At 57.4% G+C, this 18,280-nt stretch carries 18 protein-coding genes and 4 pseudogenes; 14 read left to right on the top strand and 8 right to left on the bottom strand.

Annotated elements, in window-relative coordinates; genetic code table 11:
• Positions 1–109 precede the first annotated feature (109 nt).
• From ACROSR_RS13930 to ACROSR_RS13970, 9 genes and pseudogenes are all read left to right on the top strand, one after another.
• Positions 110–475: pseudogene (locus ACROSR_RS13930) on the top strand (transposase family protein); the annotation flags it as partial.
• A 100-nt stretch (positions 476–575) separates the two neighbouring features.
• Complete coding sequence (locus tag ACROSR_RS13935; protein ID WP_432686054.1) at positions 576–1,844, top strand: IS256 family transposase; 1,269 nt, start codon at positions 576–578, stop codon at positions 1,842–1,844.
• Between the two features lie 33 nt (positions 1,845–1,877).
• Positions 1,878–2,485: pseudogene (locus ACROSR_RS13940) on the top strand (integrase core domain-containing protein); the annotation flags it as partial.
• Between the two features lie 150 nt (positions 2,486–2,635).
• The gene (locus ACROSR_RS13945) at positions 2,636–3,919 is read left to right on the top strand and encodes a lipopolysaccharide biosynthesis protein (protein WP_432686056.1); all 1,284 of its coding nucleotides are present in this window, start codon (positions 2,636–2,638) and stop codon (positions 3,917–3,919) included.
• Positions 3,920–4,133: 214 nt separating this feature from the next.
• Complete coding sequence (locus ACROSR_RS13950) at positions 4,134–4,700, top strand: IS630 family transposase (RefSeq protein WP_432686058.1); 567 nt, start codon at positions 4,134–4,136, stop codon at positions 4,698–4,700.
• A 154-nt stretch (positions 4,701–4,854) separates the two neighbouring features.
• Positions 4,855–6,213 (top strand): O-antigen polysaccharide polymerase Wzy, encoded by a 1,359-nt coding sequence (gene wzy, locus ACROSR_RS13955; protein WP_432686060.1) that lies wholly within the window; start codon positions 4,855–4,857, stop codon positions 6,211–6,213.
• Positions 6,214–6,415: 202 nt separating this feature from the next.
• Positions 6,416–7,246, top strand: coding sequence for a class I SAM-dependent methyltransferase (locus tag ACROSR_RS13960; protein WP_432686062.1), 831 nt, complete (start codon positions 6,416–6,418; stop codon positions 7,244–7,246).
• A 79-nt stretch (positions 7,247–7,325) separates the two neighbouring features.
• Positions 7,326–8,534 carry a glycosyltransferase gene (locus ACROSR_RS13965; RefSeq protein WP_432686064.1) on the top strand — a complete coding sequence of 403 codons (1,209 nt, stop codon included), beginning with the start codon at positions 7,326–7,328 and terminating at the stop codon, positions 8,532–8,534.
• 26 nt (positions 8,535–8,560) lie between these two features.
• The gene (locus ACROSR_RS13970) at positions 8,561–9,535 is read left to right on the top strand and encodes an NAD-dependent epimerase/dehydratase family protein (RefSeq protein ID WP_432686066.1); all 975 of its coding nucleotides are present in this window, start codon (positions 8,561–8,563) and stop codon (positions 9,533–9,535) included.
• Between the two features lie 75 nt (positions 9,536–9,610).
• On the opposite strand, the gene ACROSR_RS13975 is transcribed toward ACROSR_RS13970, so the two are convergent.
• On the bottom strand, positions 9,611–10,516 hold the full coding sequence (locus ACROSR_RS13975) for a tyrosine-type recombinase/integrase (protein ID WP_432686068.1): 906 nt from the start codon (positions 10,514–10,516) through the stop codon (positions 9,611–9,613).
• A 434-nt stretch (positions 10,517–10,950) separates the two neighbouring features.
• On the opposite strand from ACROSR_RS13975, the gene ACROSR_RS13980 reads away from it, so the two are divergent.
• Together ACROSR_RS13980 and ACROSR_RS13985 are read left to right on the top strand one after the other, a co-directional pair.
• On the top strand, positions 10,951–11,592 hold the full coding sequence (locus ACROSR_RS13980; RefSeq protein WP_432686070.1) for a hypothetical protein: 642 nt from the start codon (positions 10,951–10,953) through the stop codon (positions 11,590–11,592).
• Between the two features lie 2 nt (positions 11,593–11,594).
• Positions 11,595–12,209 (top strand): hypothetical protein, encoded by a 615-nt coding sequence (locus ACROSR_RS13985; protein ID WP_432686072.1) that lies wholly within the window; start codon positions 11,595–11,597, stop codon positions 12,207–12,209.
• A 396-nt stretch (positions 12,210–12,605) separates the two neighbouring features.
• Here the strand turns inward: ACROSR_RS13985 and ACROSR_RS13990 are convergent, their stop codons facing one another.
• Positions 12,606–12,908 (bottom strand): type II toxin-antitoxin system RelE/ParE family toxin, encoded by a 303-nt coding sequence (locus ACROSR_RS13990; protein WP_432686074.1) that lies wholly within the window; start codon positions 12,906–12,908, stop codon positions 12,606–12,608.
• Positions 12,905–13,186, bottom strand: a complete 282-nt coding sequence (locus tag ACROSR_RS13995; protein WP_432686076.1) for a type II toxin-antitoxin system ParD family antitoxin — start codon at positions 13,184–13,186, stop codon at positions 12,905–12,907. Before ACROSR_RS13995 ends, ACROSR_RS13990 begins: the two co-directional genes overlap by 4 nt.
• A 357-nt stretch (positions 13,187–13,543) precedes the next feature.
• On the opposite strand from ACROSR_RS13995, the gene ACROSR_RS14000 reads away from it, so the two are divergent.
• The 3 genes from ACROSR_RS14000 (at position 13,544) to ACROSR_RS14010 (ending at position 15,094) form a co-directional block, all read left to right on the top strand.
• The gene (locus ACROSR_RS14000; RefSeq protein WP_432686078.1) at positions 13,544–13,786 is read left to right on the top strand and encodes a type II toxin-antitoxin system CcdA family antitoxin; all 243 of its coding nucleotides are present in this window, start codon (positions 13,544–13,546) and stop codon (positions 13,784–13,786) included.
• A complete protein-coding gene (locus tag ACROSR_RS14005) occupies positions 13,786–14,082 on the top strand; it encodes a CcdB family protein (protein ID WP_432686080.1) in 297 nt (98 codons plus the stop codon). The genes ACROSR_RS14000 and ACROSR_RS14005 overlap by 1 nt, the downstream gene beginning before the upstream one ends.
• Positions 14,083–14,158: 76 nt before the next feature.
• Positions 14,159–15,094 carry a glycosyltransferase family 2 protein gene (locus ACROSR_RS14010; protein ID WP_432686082.1) on the top strand — a complete coding sequence of 312 codons (936 nt, stop codon included), beginning with the start codon at positions 14,159–14,161 and terminating at the stop codon, positions 15,092–15,094.
• 77 nt (positions 15,095–15,171) lie between these two features.
• Here ACROSR_RS14010 and ACROSR_RS14015 read toward each other — a convergent pair.
• The 5 genes and pseudogenes from ACROSR_RS14015 to ACROSR_RS14035 form a co-directional block, all read right to left on the bottom strand.
• A pseudogene (locus ACROSR_RS14015) lies at positions 15,172–15,351 on the bottom strand (IS110 family transposase); the annotation flags it as partial.
• A gap of 64 nt (positions 15,352–15,415) precedes the next feature.
• Positions 15,416–17,101 (bottom strand): CAP domain-containing protein, encoded by a 1,686-nt coding sequence (locus ACROSR_RS14020; protein WP_432686084.1) that lies wholly within the window; start codon positions 17,099–17,101, stop codon positions 15,416–15,418.
• 210 nt (positions 17,102–17,311) lie between these two features.
• Positions 17,312–17,611, bottom strand: a complete 300-nt coding sequence (locus ACROSR_RS14025) for a hypothetical protein (RefSeq protein WP_432686086.1) — start codon at positions 17,609–17,611, stop codon at positions 17,312–17,314.
• A 49-nt stretch (positions 17,612–17,660) separates the two neighbouring features.
• Positions 17,661–17,801, bottom strand: a complete 141-nt coding sequence (locus ACROSR_RS14030) for a hypothetical protein (RefSeq protein WP_432686088.1) — start codon at positions 17,799–17,801, stop codon at positions 17,661–17,663.
• A gap of 347 nt (positions 17,802–18,148) precedes the next feature.
• Positions 18,149–18,280, bottom strand: a pseudogene (locus ACROSR_RS14035) (IS5/IS1182 family transposase); the annotation flags it as partial.

Consider the following 18,280-nt stretch of genomic DNA (forward strand, 5'->3'; position numbering starts at 1 on the left):
AAATTCAGTTGGCTAACTGTCCCATCCCGGACGATCACATCGGCCCTCGCCGGAGTGCGTTGTTCATGGCAAGATTGATCCTGCGCGCAGTTCGGGACGGGGACATTACATGCTGATCTCTCTTCACAAGCAGGCCACCACGGCGCTGAAGGTGCGGGCGGCGATCCAGGCGAGCACCGAACCGGCGTGGGTGGTGGCAGAGTGCTACGGGATCTCTGATCAGACTGTTTGAAAATGGCGCAAGCGCGACAGCGTGCATGACCGCAGCTACACGGCTCGTCGGTTGCAGACGACGCTGACGCCGGCGCAGGAGGCTGTGGCGGTTTCTTTGCGCAAGAGCCTGTTGCTGCCGCCCGACGACCTGCTGGCAGTTGTCCGCGAGTTCCTGAACCCAAACGTCTCGCGCTCTGGGCTCAACTGCTGTTTGCGTCGGCATGGCGTGGGCAATCTGCGCGACCTGAAGCCGGCCGCGCCGCGACCGAGCTATGCGTGAATCTGGGTGACGGGGTTTGAGAAGGCGGCGTATCGTGGCGGGTGTCGAAGCCTGCCAGAACTTCCAGAAGGAACGATACGCCATGAAGAACGATACAGACATCATCGCCCTGCGTCAGCCGGAATCTGTTGACGATCCGCTGACCGAGATCGCCCGGGACGGGGCGCGCCGGATGCTGGCCGCCGCGCTCCGCGCCGAAGCCGACACCTTCGTCGCGCAACATGCCGAAAGCGTCCTGCCGGATGGCCGGCAGCGGGTTGTGCGGCATGGGCACGGGCCAGAACGGTCCATCCAGACCGGGATCGGCGCACTCGACGTGCGTCGCCCGAAGGTGCGTGATCGCGCCGCCAACGTGGCGGACGAGAAAAAGATCCGGTTCACCTCTGCGATCCTGCCGAAATGGGCGCGGCGCTCGAAAAGCCTCGATGCCTTGCTGCCGGTGCTCTACCTGCGCGGCCTTTCGATGGGCGACTTCCAGGAAGCGCTGGCTGCGATCCTTGGTAAGGACGCGCCGAACTTGTCACCCAGTGTGATTTCGCGGCTGACCGGGGAGTGGCAGCAGGAGTATGACCACTGGCAACGCCGCGATCTCTCGGCGCGGCGCTACGTCTACATCTGGGCCGACGGCGTTTACCTTCAGGCCAGGATGGAGCCGCAGGCCGAGTGCATGCTGGTCATTCTCGGGGCCACACCCGAGGGCAAGAAGGAACTCGTCGGATTCCAGGTGGGCGTTCGCGAGAGCGCGCAGAGCTGGCGCGAACTGCTGGTCGATATCAAGGCCCGCGGCCTCAAGGTGCCGCCCGAGATCGCCGTCGGTGACGGGGCAATGGGGTTCTGGAAGGCCCTCGACGAGGTCTTCCCAGGCACGCGTCATCAGCGGTGTTGGGTGCACAAGATCGCCAATGTCCAGAACAAGTTCCCAAAATCGATGCAGCCCACGGTGAAGGTCGACCTGCGGGAGATCTGGCATGCCGATACCCGCGCCGCGGCGGAAGCCGCCATGAACACCTTCGCCGAGAAATACGGTGCCAAGTATGAGAAGGCAGTCACCTGCCTGACCAAGGACCGCGACGCCTTGCTCACGTTCTACGATTTCCCGGCCGACCACTGGGATCACCTGCGCACAGGCAACCCGATCGAAAGCGTGTTCTCCACCGTCCGGCACCGGACCGTGCGGACCAAGGGGGCGCTGTCGCAGAAAACAGCGAAGCTGATGGTATTCAAGCTCGTTCAGGCCGCCGGGAAGACATGGCGCCGCCTGAAAGGCGCGAACCAGTTGCCTTTGGTCATCGAAGGCGTCACATTCACCGACGGTGTCGCCGCAAACGACACCGAAAACCGCGCCGCTTGATCAGGCCGCGTCACCCAAAATCGCGCATAACTCCCGCGGCCCGCCCACAAACCCTTCAAGACCTAGGAGCCGGGTTATCTGCATGTCGACGTCAAATACCTGCCGCAGATGGGCGACGAGGATCGCCGCCGGTATCTGTTCGTCGCCATCGACCGCAGCACCCGCTGAGTCTTCGTGCGCACCTACCCGGTCAAAACGGCGGCCAACACACGCCGCTTTCTGCGCGACCTTGATCGTGCCCTGCCGATGAAAATCACCCGGATGCTGATCGACAACGGCAAGGAGTTCACGACAGGCTCTTTGGCCTGCGCCGTCGCGCCGCTGCCGGCAATCATGATTTTGACCGTCTCTGCGCCGATCTCTACATCGAGCACCGCCTCGCCCCGCCGATATAGCCACAGACCAACGGAATGGTGGAGCGTTTCAACGGCCGGATCGAGGACGTCATGCAGAGCCACCGGTTCCGATCAGGCGAAGAGTTGGAGACAACGTTACACCGCTACGTCTGGCTCTATAACCTGCGGCTCCCGCAATCAGCCTTGGGCAGTAAGACGCCCTTGCAGGCGATGAAGGACTGGCACAAACTCAAGCCAAAGCTGTTCAAAAAACAGCCATCTTACCTTCCGGGATGTGACATCTAAGGAAATGCAGGACCGACACCGCAATTATATTCGAAATCCACTACTAAACCCAGGAATAGAAGCGTTGCAGAAACAATACCTCTCTAAAATTCATGCATTCCCCAGTTTTGCAACCGCCGGGCAGTTCTTCGAATCTGCAAGCGTACGTGCATGGCACCGCTGAGGGCTGTTACCTCGATCGTCGCGCTACAGATTCTGGGTGCGGCCACTGCATTGTTAGTGGTTATGGTGGTAGTCGGGGCATTGGGACCGGATGGCTACGGTCGCTATGCATGGGTACTTTCCATCGGGGGCGTAGGTGCCCTATTATTGCAGCGTGGCTTGCCTATGACGCTGATAAAACGCTTTGCGCCACTGGATATGGATGCGTTGGCGCCGCCATCCGCTATTGCAAACACCTTGTGGTTTTATGTACTGCTGTCAGGCGGGTCTTTCTTTGCCGCGATGATTATCATGCCCGCGTCGTCAGACATATCTGTGAGTCGACCGGAGATTGTCTGGGTGCTTCCCTTAGCGGCGGCTTTGGCGTGTCTCGCGATTTCTGACGCGATCCTCCGGGCAGCCGAACGCGCTGTGCGCGCCCAATTTGCCAGCCAGGTTTTACGCTCAGGGGGCCTTTTGGCGGGGTCGTTTTTGCTAACCCTTGTCGGAGTGGATCAGCCCGAAGCCTATCTGGCGCTTTATGCCGCTAGTGCCTTGCTGTCGGCGCTCGTGTTCACTTGGCCGCTGCTGATCATTGCTTCGCAGCATTGGCGCAACGGTGCGCATGTATCGTCCACGCCGGCGCACTTCCAAGTATCGCTCTCGCGCAGTATTGGGAACCATCTACCGGTTTTTATTACGGGGTTCTTTGTCCCTCCGGATATTCTCGCCTATCTCGCGATCGCGGTCCGGATAACTGGGCCGGTCCAGTTCGGGCTTACTGCAAGCCGCGCGCATTTTGGCGCGCGCATCAATCATCATGTCAAGACAGTGGATTTTGATGCGGTACGACAAGACTACCGCGCTGCAAAGATGTACTCCGCAATCGTTGGCGGCCTAACAGCGTTGGCGGTGCTCGGCCTCGTGACGGGCCTGACCAGGTTGCCAGTTGGTCCATTCACGGAATTCACTGATACTGCCCTTCTGCTGACGCTCTGTGCACTGGTTACGGTCTTTCAGATGAGTTTGGTAATACACGGGCCGGTGCAGCTTGTGGCGATCCTTCTGGGAGGCGACCGATTTGCGCGTAACCTTAACCTCATCATGCTTGGCCTGCTTGCCTGTGGCCTCGTGGTTGCCGGGTTAATCGGCCAGATATTGCTGTCGGCGGCCTTTATGATCCTCTATGGTGCTTTTTTGACTAGTGGCGTTGCGTTAAGCGTCTCCAAGATGTTGCATGCGTCCAGCTTGAAGTTTCTCTCGACCAAGCAAGACTTAGATGGACAAGAGTGACAAGAAAGAAACCACAAAATGGAACGCTCCAATGAGAAAACGATGTTGGAAATCTCGTTGGCTTGGGAAACGTGCGATGACAAGCCAAATTGAACTTTCGCCGCGTTACATTTGCCGTGGTCTACGGGGCTGACATAAGGCATGGGGCGGTGTCCGCAAACCGTTTTTGCTCCTGCTATTGTTGTTTGCTCCGCCCAGCCACCACATCTACAACATGAACGCTCTGTTCATCCGCCTTCATGCCTTCATGGATTCCTTTGGAACCCCACACCCCAAAGGACCCTCGCAGTGTACTGCCAATGGCACGCCGCGTCATGGCACGACCACGCTTTTTGCCGCGCTGGACGTCAAGTCCGGCCTGGTCATCGGGGACTGCATGCCGCGCCACCGCGCAAAGGAGTTTCTGAACTTTCTGCGCCGCATCGACCGGGCCGTGAAGAAACCCCGCGACATTCACTTGGTTCTCGACAACAACGCCACCCACAAGACGGCCGAGGTGCAGGCCTGGCTGGAGAAACATCCGCGCTTCAAGCTGCATTTCACGCCGACCAGCGCGTCCTGGCTGAACCTGGTGGAACGCTTCTTCGCCGAGATCACTACAAAACGCATCCGCCGTGGCAGCTACTCCAGCGTCGACGACCTCGAGGGCGCGATCTACGACTACCTGCTGCAGCACAACGCCAAGCCGAAGCCCTTCGTCTGGAGCAAGACCGCCGAAGACACCATCAACCGCGAGCGCCGCGCACTCGATGCGCTCGACCAAATCACGGGAAATCGGTAGCAAATGTCGGACTCGGAACACTAGAAGACCTATGAGCAAAAACGTAAAGAATATTTTAGTGGCACTTCTGAGCTTGGAAGTTCTGTTTTTGTGTATATTTTCCTTACTTCTAGGGCCATCGCTTGACATTAGCTTACTTCAGCCATTGTCCTGGGTGGCGATCTGTCTGTTTGCCGGGCACCTTGTTTTGCTGGCAATGACGCCTGGGATCAACGTGGTCTCAATGCCGTTCCTCTATGCTGCCGTGCTGGGGTTGTACATGATCGGGCCTTATATTCTGTACCTGTCGCTGGGGCCGCTGGGACTCGTCTATTTCCGAATTATCGATTACGGCTATTTGACCGGTTGCCTTCCGCTGATAATGCTGGCTATTGCAGGATTCACACTTGGCGCATTTGGCGCAATGGCCTGGCGCGGGCCGAAAAAGGATATGTATGCTCAAAGAAACAGGATTATATCGCAGCACTCCGCCCGTCAGCGTCTCGAAGTGATGACTGCCGTGATAGCGCTAAGCTTGATTGTATTTTCGTTGCTAATCATCGCCGCCGAAACAGCTGCCGGGCGCGGCTTAGCACCCATGATATCAGGCAATTACCATGTGTATTCCGACGCCCGTAAAGATGGCAACCAGAGCCGGTTGTTCATAGCGGCAATGACTTGGTTCCTACCTATTGGGTCGCTCACCTACAACGCAGTCCGCAAGCACCGGCTTCGGCGGGTGGGGTCTTCGGACGTGCTATTAATGGCTCTTTTGGCCATCCCGCTGATCGCTGGCGACCGTGGCGGTCTTCTTGCAACGTTGGCCGGCTGGTTCATAATACATCAATCAATCTGTCGCAATATCGGTCCCGGAAAACTGTTGCTGGCCGCTGCAACAATTTTGGTGTTCGTTCCGCTGCTTGAGGTTATGCGAAATCTTTCGGTCGCGGACTGGTCGCTGAGTGTGATGCTCGAGACAGTATCCAACCTGTCTTCGTCCAGCGATAAGTTTGGCGGCAGCACGCTGCTATCATTACTTGGGCCGTTTTCCCCGGCGCTGATGACTTTTATGGGCACTTTGATGCGCGTCGAGGGTGGCGAAACACTGCGGCTGGGCACCGATTACATCGGCACCATGCTTGCAGCGATTCCGCTCAACTCGGGCACGGCGCCCAACAATAGCGGCCAGATCCATGACTACCTGATTCCCGGACGCAAAGGTGGGCCGGGCTTCATGGCCATCGCCGAGATGTACATCAACTTTCACGTACCGGGTGTAGCAGCAGGACATGTGCTTTTGGGCTATGTGACCACGCGGTTGCACAGGACCCTGAGCGATACGCGGACGTCGGCCCATGCGCTGGCCTTCGCGGGTGTTTTATTTTTTGCCCTACTGATCTGGGTGCGCAACGAATTCACCTTTGTCACACAAATCTGCTTTTTGTGGGGGGTGCTGTTTATGGTATTTCCGTTCATCGCCCGGTCACTGGTTCCTTGGCGAAAGGTGCCGCGTCGGCGCCTCTCAGATACCTGATCTTTAGCGGCAGCAGTGCGCAACAGCTCGCCAGAAGCCTTTACATCCCATAGGTTGGGCGCACGCAATCATCCGCGCCCATTAGGACCATCTCGCGTCGGCAAAGGAGTACCGGTCATGCCACCTCACATAGGAATCAAGCTGCATAAAAGGTGGTGTAGTTTAGCACCAATTACCTCGCCCATGAACGAGGAGCATTGATATGACAAAAGATGCTGAAAGAAGCTTCGATGCCGACGAGGTCAAGAGGATATGCAACGGGATGCTCCCTCCCGACGTATACGTGGCGATGTATGAGGCGGCCCGCTGTGCGCCTGAAACGCTTTTCGTCGAAGTTGGCACGGCACATGCGGCGGGCACTGTGAGCCTAGCGATGGGACTGCGTGATAGTGGTCGCAACGGGAAAGTGTACACTTTCGAAAAGATCGTCGGGGGCTCGCGTGAGGCATTCGGAGGCATGGACGAAAACATAGAGATCATCAGGCAGAACTTGAAGGCATTCGGCGTTGATGACTTCGTGCACCTAACAATTGGAGATGTAGCGGAAACCGCCGGTGTTGTACCGGATGACGTGTCGATCGGGCTTCTCTGTCTTGATGCGGATGGAGCGATTGATCGTGATTTTGGGCTTTTCTTCGACCGCCTCGCCGCTAACGCACCGATCATTATTGACGACTCGCGTGATCACACGCGCATCAAGCGGCTGGGGCGGAGCGGTTTGAGCCACCGCTTTATTGTCGATCAAAAGCACCGTCTCACATTCCGCCTGCTTCAGGAGTTCCAGCAATACGGGTTATTAAACAACGGCGAAATTTACGGTACAGATACCTGGATTGGGAGAAAGGGGGAAAGCCATTTCGCAAACATACCTTCGGAGAATATTCTGGGGGTTTATCGCTCTCTTGTCTTTACAGAGACAACGCATTCCTTTGTACCGTTTCGTGGACTCCTGGCGAAAGGCCTGCGCAAAACGCTGCCGACTAGATTGCTCACACGATTGATCGCCCTTGAAACTGGAAAAGCTTGTTCATAGCAACACTCTATTGCATGCGGACACCTAACCAAAGTGGCTCACGATATGTGATGCGATGAACAAGAAAATTGGCTGAATCATGACAATCCGTGCTCTATTTATAACACATGCATTTGCTCCATTATATAAAGACGGTGGACCAGCTTATTCTGTTACTCAACTCGCCAAACATCTTACTAATTTTGGGGTAGAAGTTACTGTACTACATTTTTTGGCAGACGGAGATCCGCAGAAGCTGCACGATGATGATATCTCTTGCAGTGGGGTCACGATTTATCGTTACCAAAACTCCAGAAAGAATGGCAACCCTTTCGTATCGAGGCTGGGAAGTGGGTTTAGATATAATCGTGACGCATCTAGCCTTATCCTTGAGCACTTGGACAATGTCGACGTAATTCATATTCAATTATCATTTCTATATCCCGGTTATGTTGCTGCGAAATTGGCAAAGGAGAGAGGGATACCGCTTTTCTACAGCCAAAGGGGCGTGTTACACCCCAATCGTATGCGGCATGGATACGTCAAGAAGTCTCTTTACTATCGCTTTTTTGAAAGTAAGATTCTTGAAGTAGCGAGTAAATTGGTGGCGCTGAACCAAATAGAAGTTGAGACTTATGTGAACCTTGGCTTCGAGCCAGGTAAAGTAACTTTAATACCAAACGGAATTGACCTTCCTGGCGTTGACCGAAAATCTGATAGCCAAGCTAACGTTACTACTGACGCACCGTTTAGGTTGTTGTATCTTGGGAGATTGGATCCAACCAAGGGCATTGACTTGCTAGTCGATGCTGTAGGGAATTTGGTGAATATTCATGGATATGAAATTGAACTTCGAATTGCGGGTGGTGGAAATGATAATTATCTGCTTGCACTACAAAAGCGCGTAAACGCTTTGAATTTAGATGATTGCGTTTTGTTTCTTGGTTATGTTGAGGGGCCGCGTAAATTTGAGCTATTGGATTACTGTGACCTTTTCGCATTGCCAAGCGCTGCGGAAGGATTGTCTATTGCGATACTTGAAGCTATTCAAATGGGGTCACGATTTCTTATCACTAAAGAATGCGGCTTTTCTGAAGCGGTTGATCTGGGTCTAGGTAATTATTGTGTCCGGAATGTTGATGACATCACCCATAAAATCGCTGGTGAAATAAAAGCTGAAACCAAGAAATCTAATCTAAGTGTAAAGGATCGCTATTTGGAGCAGTATCGCTGGCCTCGCATCGCATCTCGACTTGCATCTGAGTATATAGCAGTTGCAGATAAAAAGAAGTCCGGAAAAAACTCCTGAGCATTTGTAAGGTTGGGTTTGGCAATATGAGAGTACTGGTGACTGGCGCTAGTGGCCTGATTGGACGATGGACCTGTGAGTTGCTTCATGATGAGGGCCATACGGTTGTAGGCACAGATATTGACCCGAAACCTCAGGGTACTGCGAATTGGCATTTCGAGCGATGCGATATTTTACGTTCTGATGACATCAGGTCGCTCATGCAAGACATCGCCCCCACGCATGTCCTGCATCTTGCGGCGCGAACTGATCTAGCGGGGCGATCCCTCGGAGAATACGCCGTAAATGTCGAGGGCGTGTCAAACCTTCTCGCATCGGTTGCGGAGACGCCATCGGTGGTCCGTGCCGTCTACACCTCATCACAGCTCGTTTGCAAAGTCGGTCACGTGCCCATCCATGATGAAGAATACCTGCCCAGCACCATCTATGGCGAGAGCAAAGTCAAGACCGAAAAATTGGTCCGCACGGCGGATGGTGGCGGCGTGAGTTGGTGCATTGCGCGGCCCACTACCGTCTGGGGACCTCACATGAGCTACCACTACCGCTCGTTGCTGGACTATATAGAGAAGGGTAGGTATTTCCACTCTGGCGGTGGCGCGCTTTATAAGTCCTACTCCTATGCTGGCAACATCGCCTATCAATACGCGCGTCTGCTAGAAGCCGACGATTCGGCCGTGAACCGAAAGGTGTTCTACATGGCCGACTACGAACCGCTCTCACTGCGCGACTACGTGAATTCGCTAGCCCGTGAACTTGGTGCGCGCCGGCCCATCACCCTTCCGCTTCCCATAGCACGCATGCTCGCCTTGACCGGCGACGCAATTGGCGCGATGGGCCTGCGTTTTCCATACAATTCGTTTAGGCTCAAAAACATAAGGACGGAGTATATTTTCGACATGAGCCGTACCGAAGCCGTATGCGGGACGCTCCCGTATGGATTCGAGGACGCAGTTAAGGCGACGGTTGCTTGGCACAGAGCGGAAAACCCGGGCAGCCGTTAGAACGAGGCCCAATGTTATTGAAGAACTTCGAAAGCGGATTTCTGCTGCATTCCAGTTAGCCTGGAGCTATGCAAATCATTCCCAAACATTATGCTCCACATGGGCGAGGTAGCGGGAGAGCACGTTGATTGAACTCCAGCCGCCTGCGCGCATGATGGCGGCGGTGTCAAAGCCCCGTCGCAACAGATCCTGTGCCGCCCCAACGCGCATCGAATGTCCCGAAAACTCCCGCGCTTCATTTGGATCGAGCCCTGCGAGACCTGCCCCTTCCTTGACGAGCCGTTTCACGGTGTCGGGCGAAAGCGCCCGATCAATCGGCTGGCCATGATAGATAGGGCAGAAGAGCGGCACGATCTCCGGCCCACGCCAGGCGAGCCAGTCCGAAACGCGACGCGCCGTACGCGCCGAGGTGAAGGCAATCCGCCCCTCACCAAAGGGGTCGTTCTTGGCGCGGCGGATGAGCACGCGCAGCGTGCCATCCTCGCGCTCCTCGAGATCATCCACCCGGAGCGCGACGAGTTCCGAGCGCCGGGTCAGGAGCTCATAGCCGAGGCAGAGCATGGCCCGGTTGCGCAGGCCCCAAGGCGTCTCCGGCTGGCCGGCGAGAAAGCGGTCGAGATAGGCGCGGGTGAGCCCCTTTGCCTGTCGTGGGCGGCCGGGTTTCGCCCGGCGCACGCGGCGCAGTGCGAGGTTTATCTCCTCGTCCTGCGTCGGGTCGGGCAGACGCAGAAGCCGGTACGCCTTGCGGATCGCGTAGAGGCGCCGCCGAACCGTTGACGCCGCCTTGTCGCGCCCTTGGTCCTCGAGAAAGGCACACACGGTTTCAATACTTGCCGGAAAGGCGTTGTGACCTGCGCCCACGCACCAAGCCTCGAAGGCCTCGACATCGCTGAAGTAACTGCGCATGGTTGCAGGTGAATAGGCGCCCTCGAGACGTTGGAAGGCGGTGCGCCAATCTTTGGGTTTGTATGGCGTGTCCATGCGTTAAATATGATACCAAATGGATCACAATGCAAGACTCGTCGATCACTTCCGAGCAAATAAGGGCAGCTAGATCCGCTCTAGGTTGGACTGTAAACGAACTGTCTTTGAAAAGTGGTGTTGGGACAGCGACGATCAAACGATATGAAGCGGTAACTGGCTTACCAAAATCTCGGAAAGACAATCTTGGCCTTCTGAAGCGGTGTTTTGAGACCGCCGGCATCGAGTTCATCGGCACGCCTGACAAAGCCCACGGCATTCTCATCCATCGCCCTCCCTCAACTGACTGACCGGCCTGGCCGCTTGAGCGTGATTATCCCCATCGGCGGGAAAAGCAGCTTCACGTATGACCCTCGTCGCGCGGGCTCCTTAAGTGGCCAAGGCGCATAGATTGTGGTATTTCACCATTAAAGCACAATCTGTAGAGGCGCCCCATGCCGCAAGATCTGCCCACCACGTCACCGACCACCTTCGGGCTCGAGAGCTTCGCTGATCTTCTGCCGGTCCGTGACCCGATCCCGGGCGAGGACCCCGGCAGCTTCGCGACGTTTCATGCGGCCATGATGGCCTCGCTCGGACCCGCCACACCCTATGAATGCGTGATCGCTGAGAACCTGGTCGCAATCGAATGGGAGCTGGCCCAGCACAGGCGGATGCGGGACGCTGGTCTGCGGGATATTATTCGCAGATCGGTCAGCAAGGCGGTGGTTCGCCGGAAAGAGGCAGAGCACGAGGCCGAACTCGATGAAGAATGGGAGCGGCACGTGGCGGCCGGTGGCGACGAGGACGACTGGAAGCCCAGGCGCTTCGACCGAGACGCCGCGGAGGCGGCCGGCGAGGATCTCGCGGTGCGGGCCATGACCCAAGACCTCGGAGAGCAGGCCCGTGCCTACGAGGAGGTGCGTGCCCTTGGCATGGATCCCGTCGAGATCATGGGCGAAGCGTATCGCAGTCGTAACAGCTCGGTGACCCATCATGATGGCAAGCTGCGCGAGCTCGAGGGGCGACGGCGCGAGGTCAAGCGCGACTTCGACGCGTTGCAGCGCGCCCGGCCGGTCGAGGCTACGGTGATTTAGCCGTGAGCCGGTCCGCGATTACCATACGCAACCGTGCCAATGCAGCAAAGAGCACGGGCCCGCGCAGCGCCGCCGGCAAAGCTACGGTGGCGCAAAATGCGCAGCGTCACGGAGTAACCGCGCAGCCCGATCCGGAGCGTGTCGCAAGCTGGATGCGGATCATTCTCGATACGCCGGATCTTGGCCCGGGTGATCTTTTTGCGGATGACACCCGCACGCGCAGCGCCTTGGCCCTCGCTGGGGCAGAGGCGCGGCTTGCAGAAGCGACCAGGGCGCTGGAAGAATTCGAGGCGGGCACGGCGCCGCCCTCGGACGTGGAAGAGGCCCTCACGGACCAGATCATTGAGTTTCGCGCCATGCTAGCCGAGATGCCGATGTCCGCGCGTGAGCAACGTGAGGGGCTATCGCTGATCAGACGATTGCAGAAGGCGCAGATCAGGGAGACCCGGCCGGGCGGCCGGCGCCATTGCCTGCTCAAGCGCTACTTTCGCGAGGCGCGGGCGCAGCGCAAGAGGGCCTTTCAGGACTGGCTGGCCTGTATTCGGGATCATCAGCCAGCGCAGCCGTCGGAGAGCAAAACATTCAAAATCCCGAAACAAAGCCAGATTTCACCTTAAGGTTGTTATTAACGGGCCCGATAATTATAAGCGCCTGATTTTTAATGATTTTCATTCGTCTAAATCTCTCTATTCAAGACGTACCTCTGCCCCAAACGCCCGATAACGCCTCGCCTCAAGTAGCGAAGCGGTAGGCTTGATAACGCCTCACCTTGACAGCGCATCCCGATATGGCAGGTTTTGCCAACAATTTTGACGAAGTGCGTCATGACATGGCAAGCCAAACGCGTTCAGGAGAATGACGAATGGCAACGATGAATGTGTCCCTTCCCGATCCCATGAAGACCTGGGTTGAAGCACGGCTGCGCACGTGTTCGGACGCAGTCTGCGGCGTGCGCGACAGCTCGTCGAGGTTTCTGATCATCGCGTGCCGGCGGGGCGTTCGAGTCTGGAAGATTATCTCATGATCTCCTCCCAGTTCCGCCCACCGTAGAAAATCCGCAAGATTGTGACGCGCTCTTCGTTGGCGGAAAACGCTATCGTCACACGACGTTCAAATCCCACGACGCGCATGCCCGGCCGGATATCATCACGACACGTGCCCCGCTCGGCGGCATGCGTGAACCCAAGACAGTAGGTTTCGATACGTTCGATGTAGGAAAGCGCGGTGTCCGAGGACGCCGCGGCGGCAATCCAGTCATAAAGGGCGAACAGATCGTCTCTGGCTTCCGGCGCAAAGATGACTTGGTATTGCTTCAAGTATCATCCGGCCGGTGTTCTGCGTGGCGGGCACGCACCTCGTCGAAGGCCTGTGACGCCGGAATGCCCCGATCAGGATCGGACTGCATGGCGTCATAGACGGGTGCGACCTCCTCCTGAAGCCAGCGGTCAACGGCGGCTTCGCGCTCCTGAAGCGCGCGCAGTCCGGCCCGTACGACCTCACTGGCAGACGCAAAGGCACCCGACGCGACCATCTGATCGATATAGGTGCCATGTTCTTCGGGAAGACTGATAGTTCTTTTTGAGATATTGGACATGGGCTTTTTGGCTACATTGGTATGATATCATCATACCGCGCCTCACGATTACAGGTCAACGTGTTTGAGCGTCAAAGGCCCGGACTGACCGTTCGGTAGAGGCGAGAAAGGGCGCGGTTGCAGGCCGTTTAGGGTCTGGACTGAACTGATGCGGTGGATGCCCCCAAACGGCAATCAAAACGCCCGAGATCCGGACATCTCGAGAGGGCCGTCTCTTGGCCCACCTTCAGGACAGTCACAGTCACTTCGAAAACCTGGGACGCGAAGCGCTGATCATTCGGCGGCGCATCCACTCGCCCGGCATCATTGCCTTACACACCATCTGTGTGTATTTATCGTGTTGGACAGGAGAATGCCATGCAGACCACATCGGAGAAGCAGCGCACGAACATTACCCTGACGGCTGAAAATCTAACCGCCGCGCGGGAGTTGGGTCTTAACGTGTCGGCGATCAGCGACGCGGCCGTCGCAGAAGCAGTTCGGGCGGCGCGAGCCGAGGCCTGGGCCGAGGAAAATGCGGCAGCGCTCTCTGAGCGCCGTGCCTGGATTGAGGCCAACGGGACGCCGCTGGCAGACCTGCAGGTACTGAAACTCGGCTGATGGCACAGTTCCAAGTCTACAGGCTAGCTGGCGGAGGACTGGTGCTCGACCTGCAGACGGATCTGATCGACACCGGATCGCGCGTCGTTGCGCCTCTCGTCCCGATTTCAGGCGGGCCGAAGGTGATCGGACGCCTCGAGCCAGTGTTCGAGGTTCAAAGCGAGGACCATGCTCTGCACACAGCCGAGATGGCGGCGATCCCCTCCATGCTGCTCAAAGGACAGCCAATTGCTGATCTTTCCGGTTCCGAGTTTGAGATTCGAGGCGCCCTCGACATGGTCTTCTCAGGTTTCTGATTAGGTCATGCCGGCGGGCCAGCCTTGTCTTCAATCTCCGCCACTCTTTGGTCAACCGGCTGGTATTCTCAACAGGATGACCAACAAACGAAATCTGGTTGGGAACGCGTTTTTTAAGCTCATCACCAGACGCCCGAGATCCGGCGTTATCGAGCTCTTGCGCTTAGCGAGGCTCAGCCTGATCGCGCCTTTCTTCCACCCTGCCCTTGCCGAGGCCCCGGTCCCGGTGCAAGAAGGCTCGGACCAGATCTGTGAGTTCACCTTGAAAATTTCTGTCGTCACCGCCGTCTTCAACAATGCCGCCACGGTCGGTCAGGCGATTGAAAGCGTGCTTTCGCAACACCACGACGACATCGAACTTCTGGTCCAGGACGGCGTCTCGACCGACGGCACACTGGAGGTGTTGCGTGGGATCGAAGATCCGCGTCTGCATCTGGTCAGCGAAGCCGATGACGGAATTTACAACGCGCTTAACCGAGCCATCGCACGGGCCACCGGAGATGTGGTTGGCTTGATGCATTCGGATGATTTCTATGCCACACCGGATGTCCTTTCAAAGGTCGCTGCAGCCTTAGAGGACCCGGAGATCGACGGCGTCTATGGGGACCTCACATACGTATCCGCGCAAGATCCCGAGCGTGTCATCCGGTATTGGCGGGCGGGCGCCTACACGCCCGCCAAGCTACGACGCGGCTGGATGCCACCGCATCCGACGCTATTTCTCGGGCGCGAGGTCTTCGAACACTATGGTCTTTATGACACGTCCTTTCGGATTGCGGCCGATTACGACGCCATGCTTCGTTATCTCGTCAAAGGTCAGATCAGGTTGGCTTACATCCCAGAAGTTCTTGTCAACATGCGCATGGGCGGGGAAAGCAACCGCTCTCTGGAACGGCTTGTTCGGAAAAGCCGTGAAGACTATCGCGCAATCCGCGAGAACGGGGTTGGCGGCATGGGTACATTAATGAATAAGAACTTCTCAAAACTCAGCCAATTCTGGAAACGAGCTTGAAAGACGCCCGACATCACCGGAACCGCGTCCCTTCGGGACCTCTAGAGCCCGCGGTCAGGCAGGCGAAGCGGTCAGGCTCAATTGGGCGATGCAGCCTCCATCCTGAAGGTCGTTCCATCGACCCAGATACGATGCAACACGACGGCCATGCGCCGTGCCAGGGCAACCATCGCGCGTTTTCGTCCACGGCGCTTGGCGACATGGGATGCCCATGTCCGGAGCGCGTTGCCACGTCCGCGATTCAGCATGACCGTAGCCCTGAAGGAAAGGGTATCCTGCGAGGTAGACGATGGCCAGATGAGCTGGCGTGCGAGCGATGCCTTACACGGTGTCCATGTTGCCCAGCAGGATGCCCGTCATCGCGATATCCTGGTCAGCACCGAGCGAGGCAATTTCCACGCCGCGCTCGACCGTGATGCTGTCCTTGTCGAGGGCCAGCGACTGCCAGTCGGTATCCGCGTCGAAGAAGGCCCATTCCGGCGCGTGCTGGCTTTCCAGACCGACGGCATGGCGCAGCACTTCGAGCGCGTCGCCGGCAGTCACTTTCTGGTCGCCATTCAGGTCGGCGGCGACGAAGTTCTGCGCCTGCGCGGGGCCGAAGGAAGGCTCCAGCCCGACCGCGATGCGCAGCACATTCAGCGCGTCCCCGGCGGTGATTGCCGGATCGCCCTCCCCGACATCCAGCCGCGCGTCGAGGCGCCCCTCTGCCCCGTTGACGAGCCCGAGGTCGAACTGGCCGTTACCGTCGGTGGACATGCCCCATTTGGGCGTCGGATCGCCCTGCGGGGTGAACTCGACGGACGACCCGACCATGTCGTCGCCCGCCGCGTCGCGCAGTTGCCCCGTAAGGCGTATCGGGCCGTCACCAGAGAACAGGTGGTATCCATCTTCGAAAATCAGCTTTTCGATGCTTGTCAGGGTATTGGATCCGTCGCCAAGGCCATCGGTCCGTGTATCGGTGACGATCGTCGAAGCCCCACCGTCGGAGATGTCGTAATCCGCCTTGATACCGGAGAAGCGTGCGATGTCGTAGCCTGTTGCGCCATCGATGGTGTTGTCACCGCGGCCCGCGATCAGCAGATTGTCCAGATCGTTGCCTGTCAGAATGAGGGTCCCTACGCCCAGAAGACCGCCTTCGGTCACGCCGGCGCCGAGGGTCAGGTCGGTCGAGGACAAGATGCGCGTGCCCCCGACGATATCCACCTTGGCGTTGCGCCCGTCCATGTCCACGGTCGCACTGTGCGTTCCGCCATCCCATGTCACCACGGTTTGCGTGGTGTTTCCATCGAGGGCGAGCGCATAGCCGCCCGCCGTGGCCGTCGTCGCCGTCTCACCCGCCGACGAGATCGCGACCCCTGCCTTGGCTTCGCCCCGGGAATAGAAATCGTCGCCGTCCAGATCGTCGTAGGCGACCCCGGTCAGGAAGATATCTGATCCGGATGTGGCGAATTTATGGGTCAGCATCGAGGCGTTGAAATCACGCAGGTTCCCGTCGGCGGCCTCGGCTTGAAACACCCCCTCAACCTGCGCGATGCCAGTTTCACGAAAGCCGTCATTCAGGATGTTCTGACGATGCGACGTGCTTTTGAAAAGACCTTCATAATGCGGGACGATACGCGCATCGAGATCGAGCGTGCCTGTCGTCCCGGACCATGCGAGGTTTTCTCCAACCCCCCATGCCCCGATCAGATCATAGCCGGCAGCTTCAATGCGTTGCCTTGGGTAGGCCCCGTCAGGTGCTGGATCATCAGAGGTGTCAGGGGCTATGTGTTCAAAGTAATTCCGATCCAGCATGTCCTCGGAATGCCGCTCGGACGCGAGGGACAATAACGAATTATGTGCCAACGGCTGTTTGGGATCGGCGGTCAGCACGGGCGACGGTGCATCGCCGGTGTTCGCATCGGGATCGTTCAGACCTATATTGTACCGCGCCGCCTCCCCGGCCGGATCGAGCCTGGCGCGATTAACCAGCTCTAGAAAGAGCTGTTCGTTTTCGGTCAATTCCACAATCGCTGACATATTAACCTCGAGATTCCTGTCAGCTTGAAGATGGCCCCGGTGTCACCAACAGAATATGATCTGTATATCTGGTCAGATTGATGAGCCGTTGCGCCGCGACTTCAGCTGAGTTTGGTCGAAGCTCGACTGGCACGAACTCGCGTTCCACCGAGGTCGAAAGATATCCTGAGGGTTAACTGCTGGTCCCGCGAGTGCCTGTCAGCCGCGCTCTGGGTTGGGCACCGAATATGCTTTGGTGAGCTCGGACTGGTTTTCGGACTTGCCGCGCACCACCATAACTGTGGCACCGGCCAATACGCTCAGCACGCCCACGCCAGAGTAAATCAGGAGTGCGAGCCAAAATGGGTGCCCCAAGACCATCGCCGCCACGGCAGACACGGCCCCGATCACACTTCCGATAAGGATTAATCCAACAATCATGTTACGTCCCTTTACGTTGATCAACCTATAAGTGCAAAAGTAAACAACAACTCTCCGTTGTAAAGATAATTTTCCCATCTGCCCAAGGCTGAGCACAATTGAGGCAAGTGCGTGTCTGCCAGGTGACTCAGACCACCGAGTCCAGATCCATGGCCGATCCAACACCACCCATCCAGAACAACGATGTCAGCGGCCGGTCCCTGATCGCCTTGGCTGCAATCTTCTGGATCCGCAGCTTGGAGCTGTAGAACCAGACCAGCCGAAGCACGGCACGCACTCCTCGAAGATCTCGCCCATGGCGTCTTGCTCTGGCCTTCAGGTTCTTTGGGTTCTCTTTTTATGTTCAGCGCAGCGAATGGTTCGCGACGGGTTAAAAACCCGAAGGTTTACACCCAGACCCTAATTTCAATTCAGTATTGAAACGCACCATAGACACCCTGAAGGGCACCTCGATTTTTGACTATTTTCTTGGGCGCGCAACGGTGCGTTTGGCGTGAAGCGGGAGGGAAGTATCCGTTTGGCGGTATGGCGCCCCGGGGCAATCACGGCTCGGTGCCTTTCATTCCCGGTTTCTCCAGGTTTGCGGCCTGACCTGCGCGCTGGTTTGCCCGGTGTTCACGCCGGGCACGGGTTGATGCGGCGGAGCTGCACAAGGCGGCGCATGTTGTACGCGATGTTCTTCATCCCGATCTTCGCCTTGGCGCGCGCCATGCCGATCGTGCGCACCAGCGTGCCGCCCATGTCATT

Origin of the sequence: Roseovarius tibetensis (assembly GCF_050896375.1) — a bacterium.
Taxonomy (GTDB): domain Bacteria; phylum Pseudomonadota; class Alphaproteobacteria; order Rhodobacterales; family Rhodobacteraceae; genus Roseovarius; species Roseovarius tibetensis.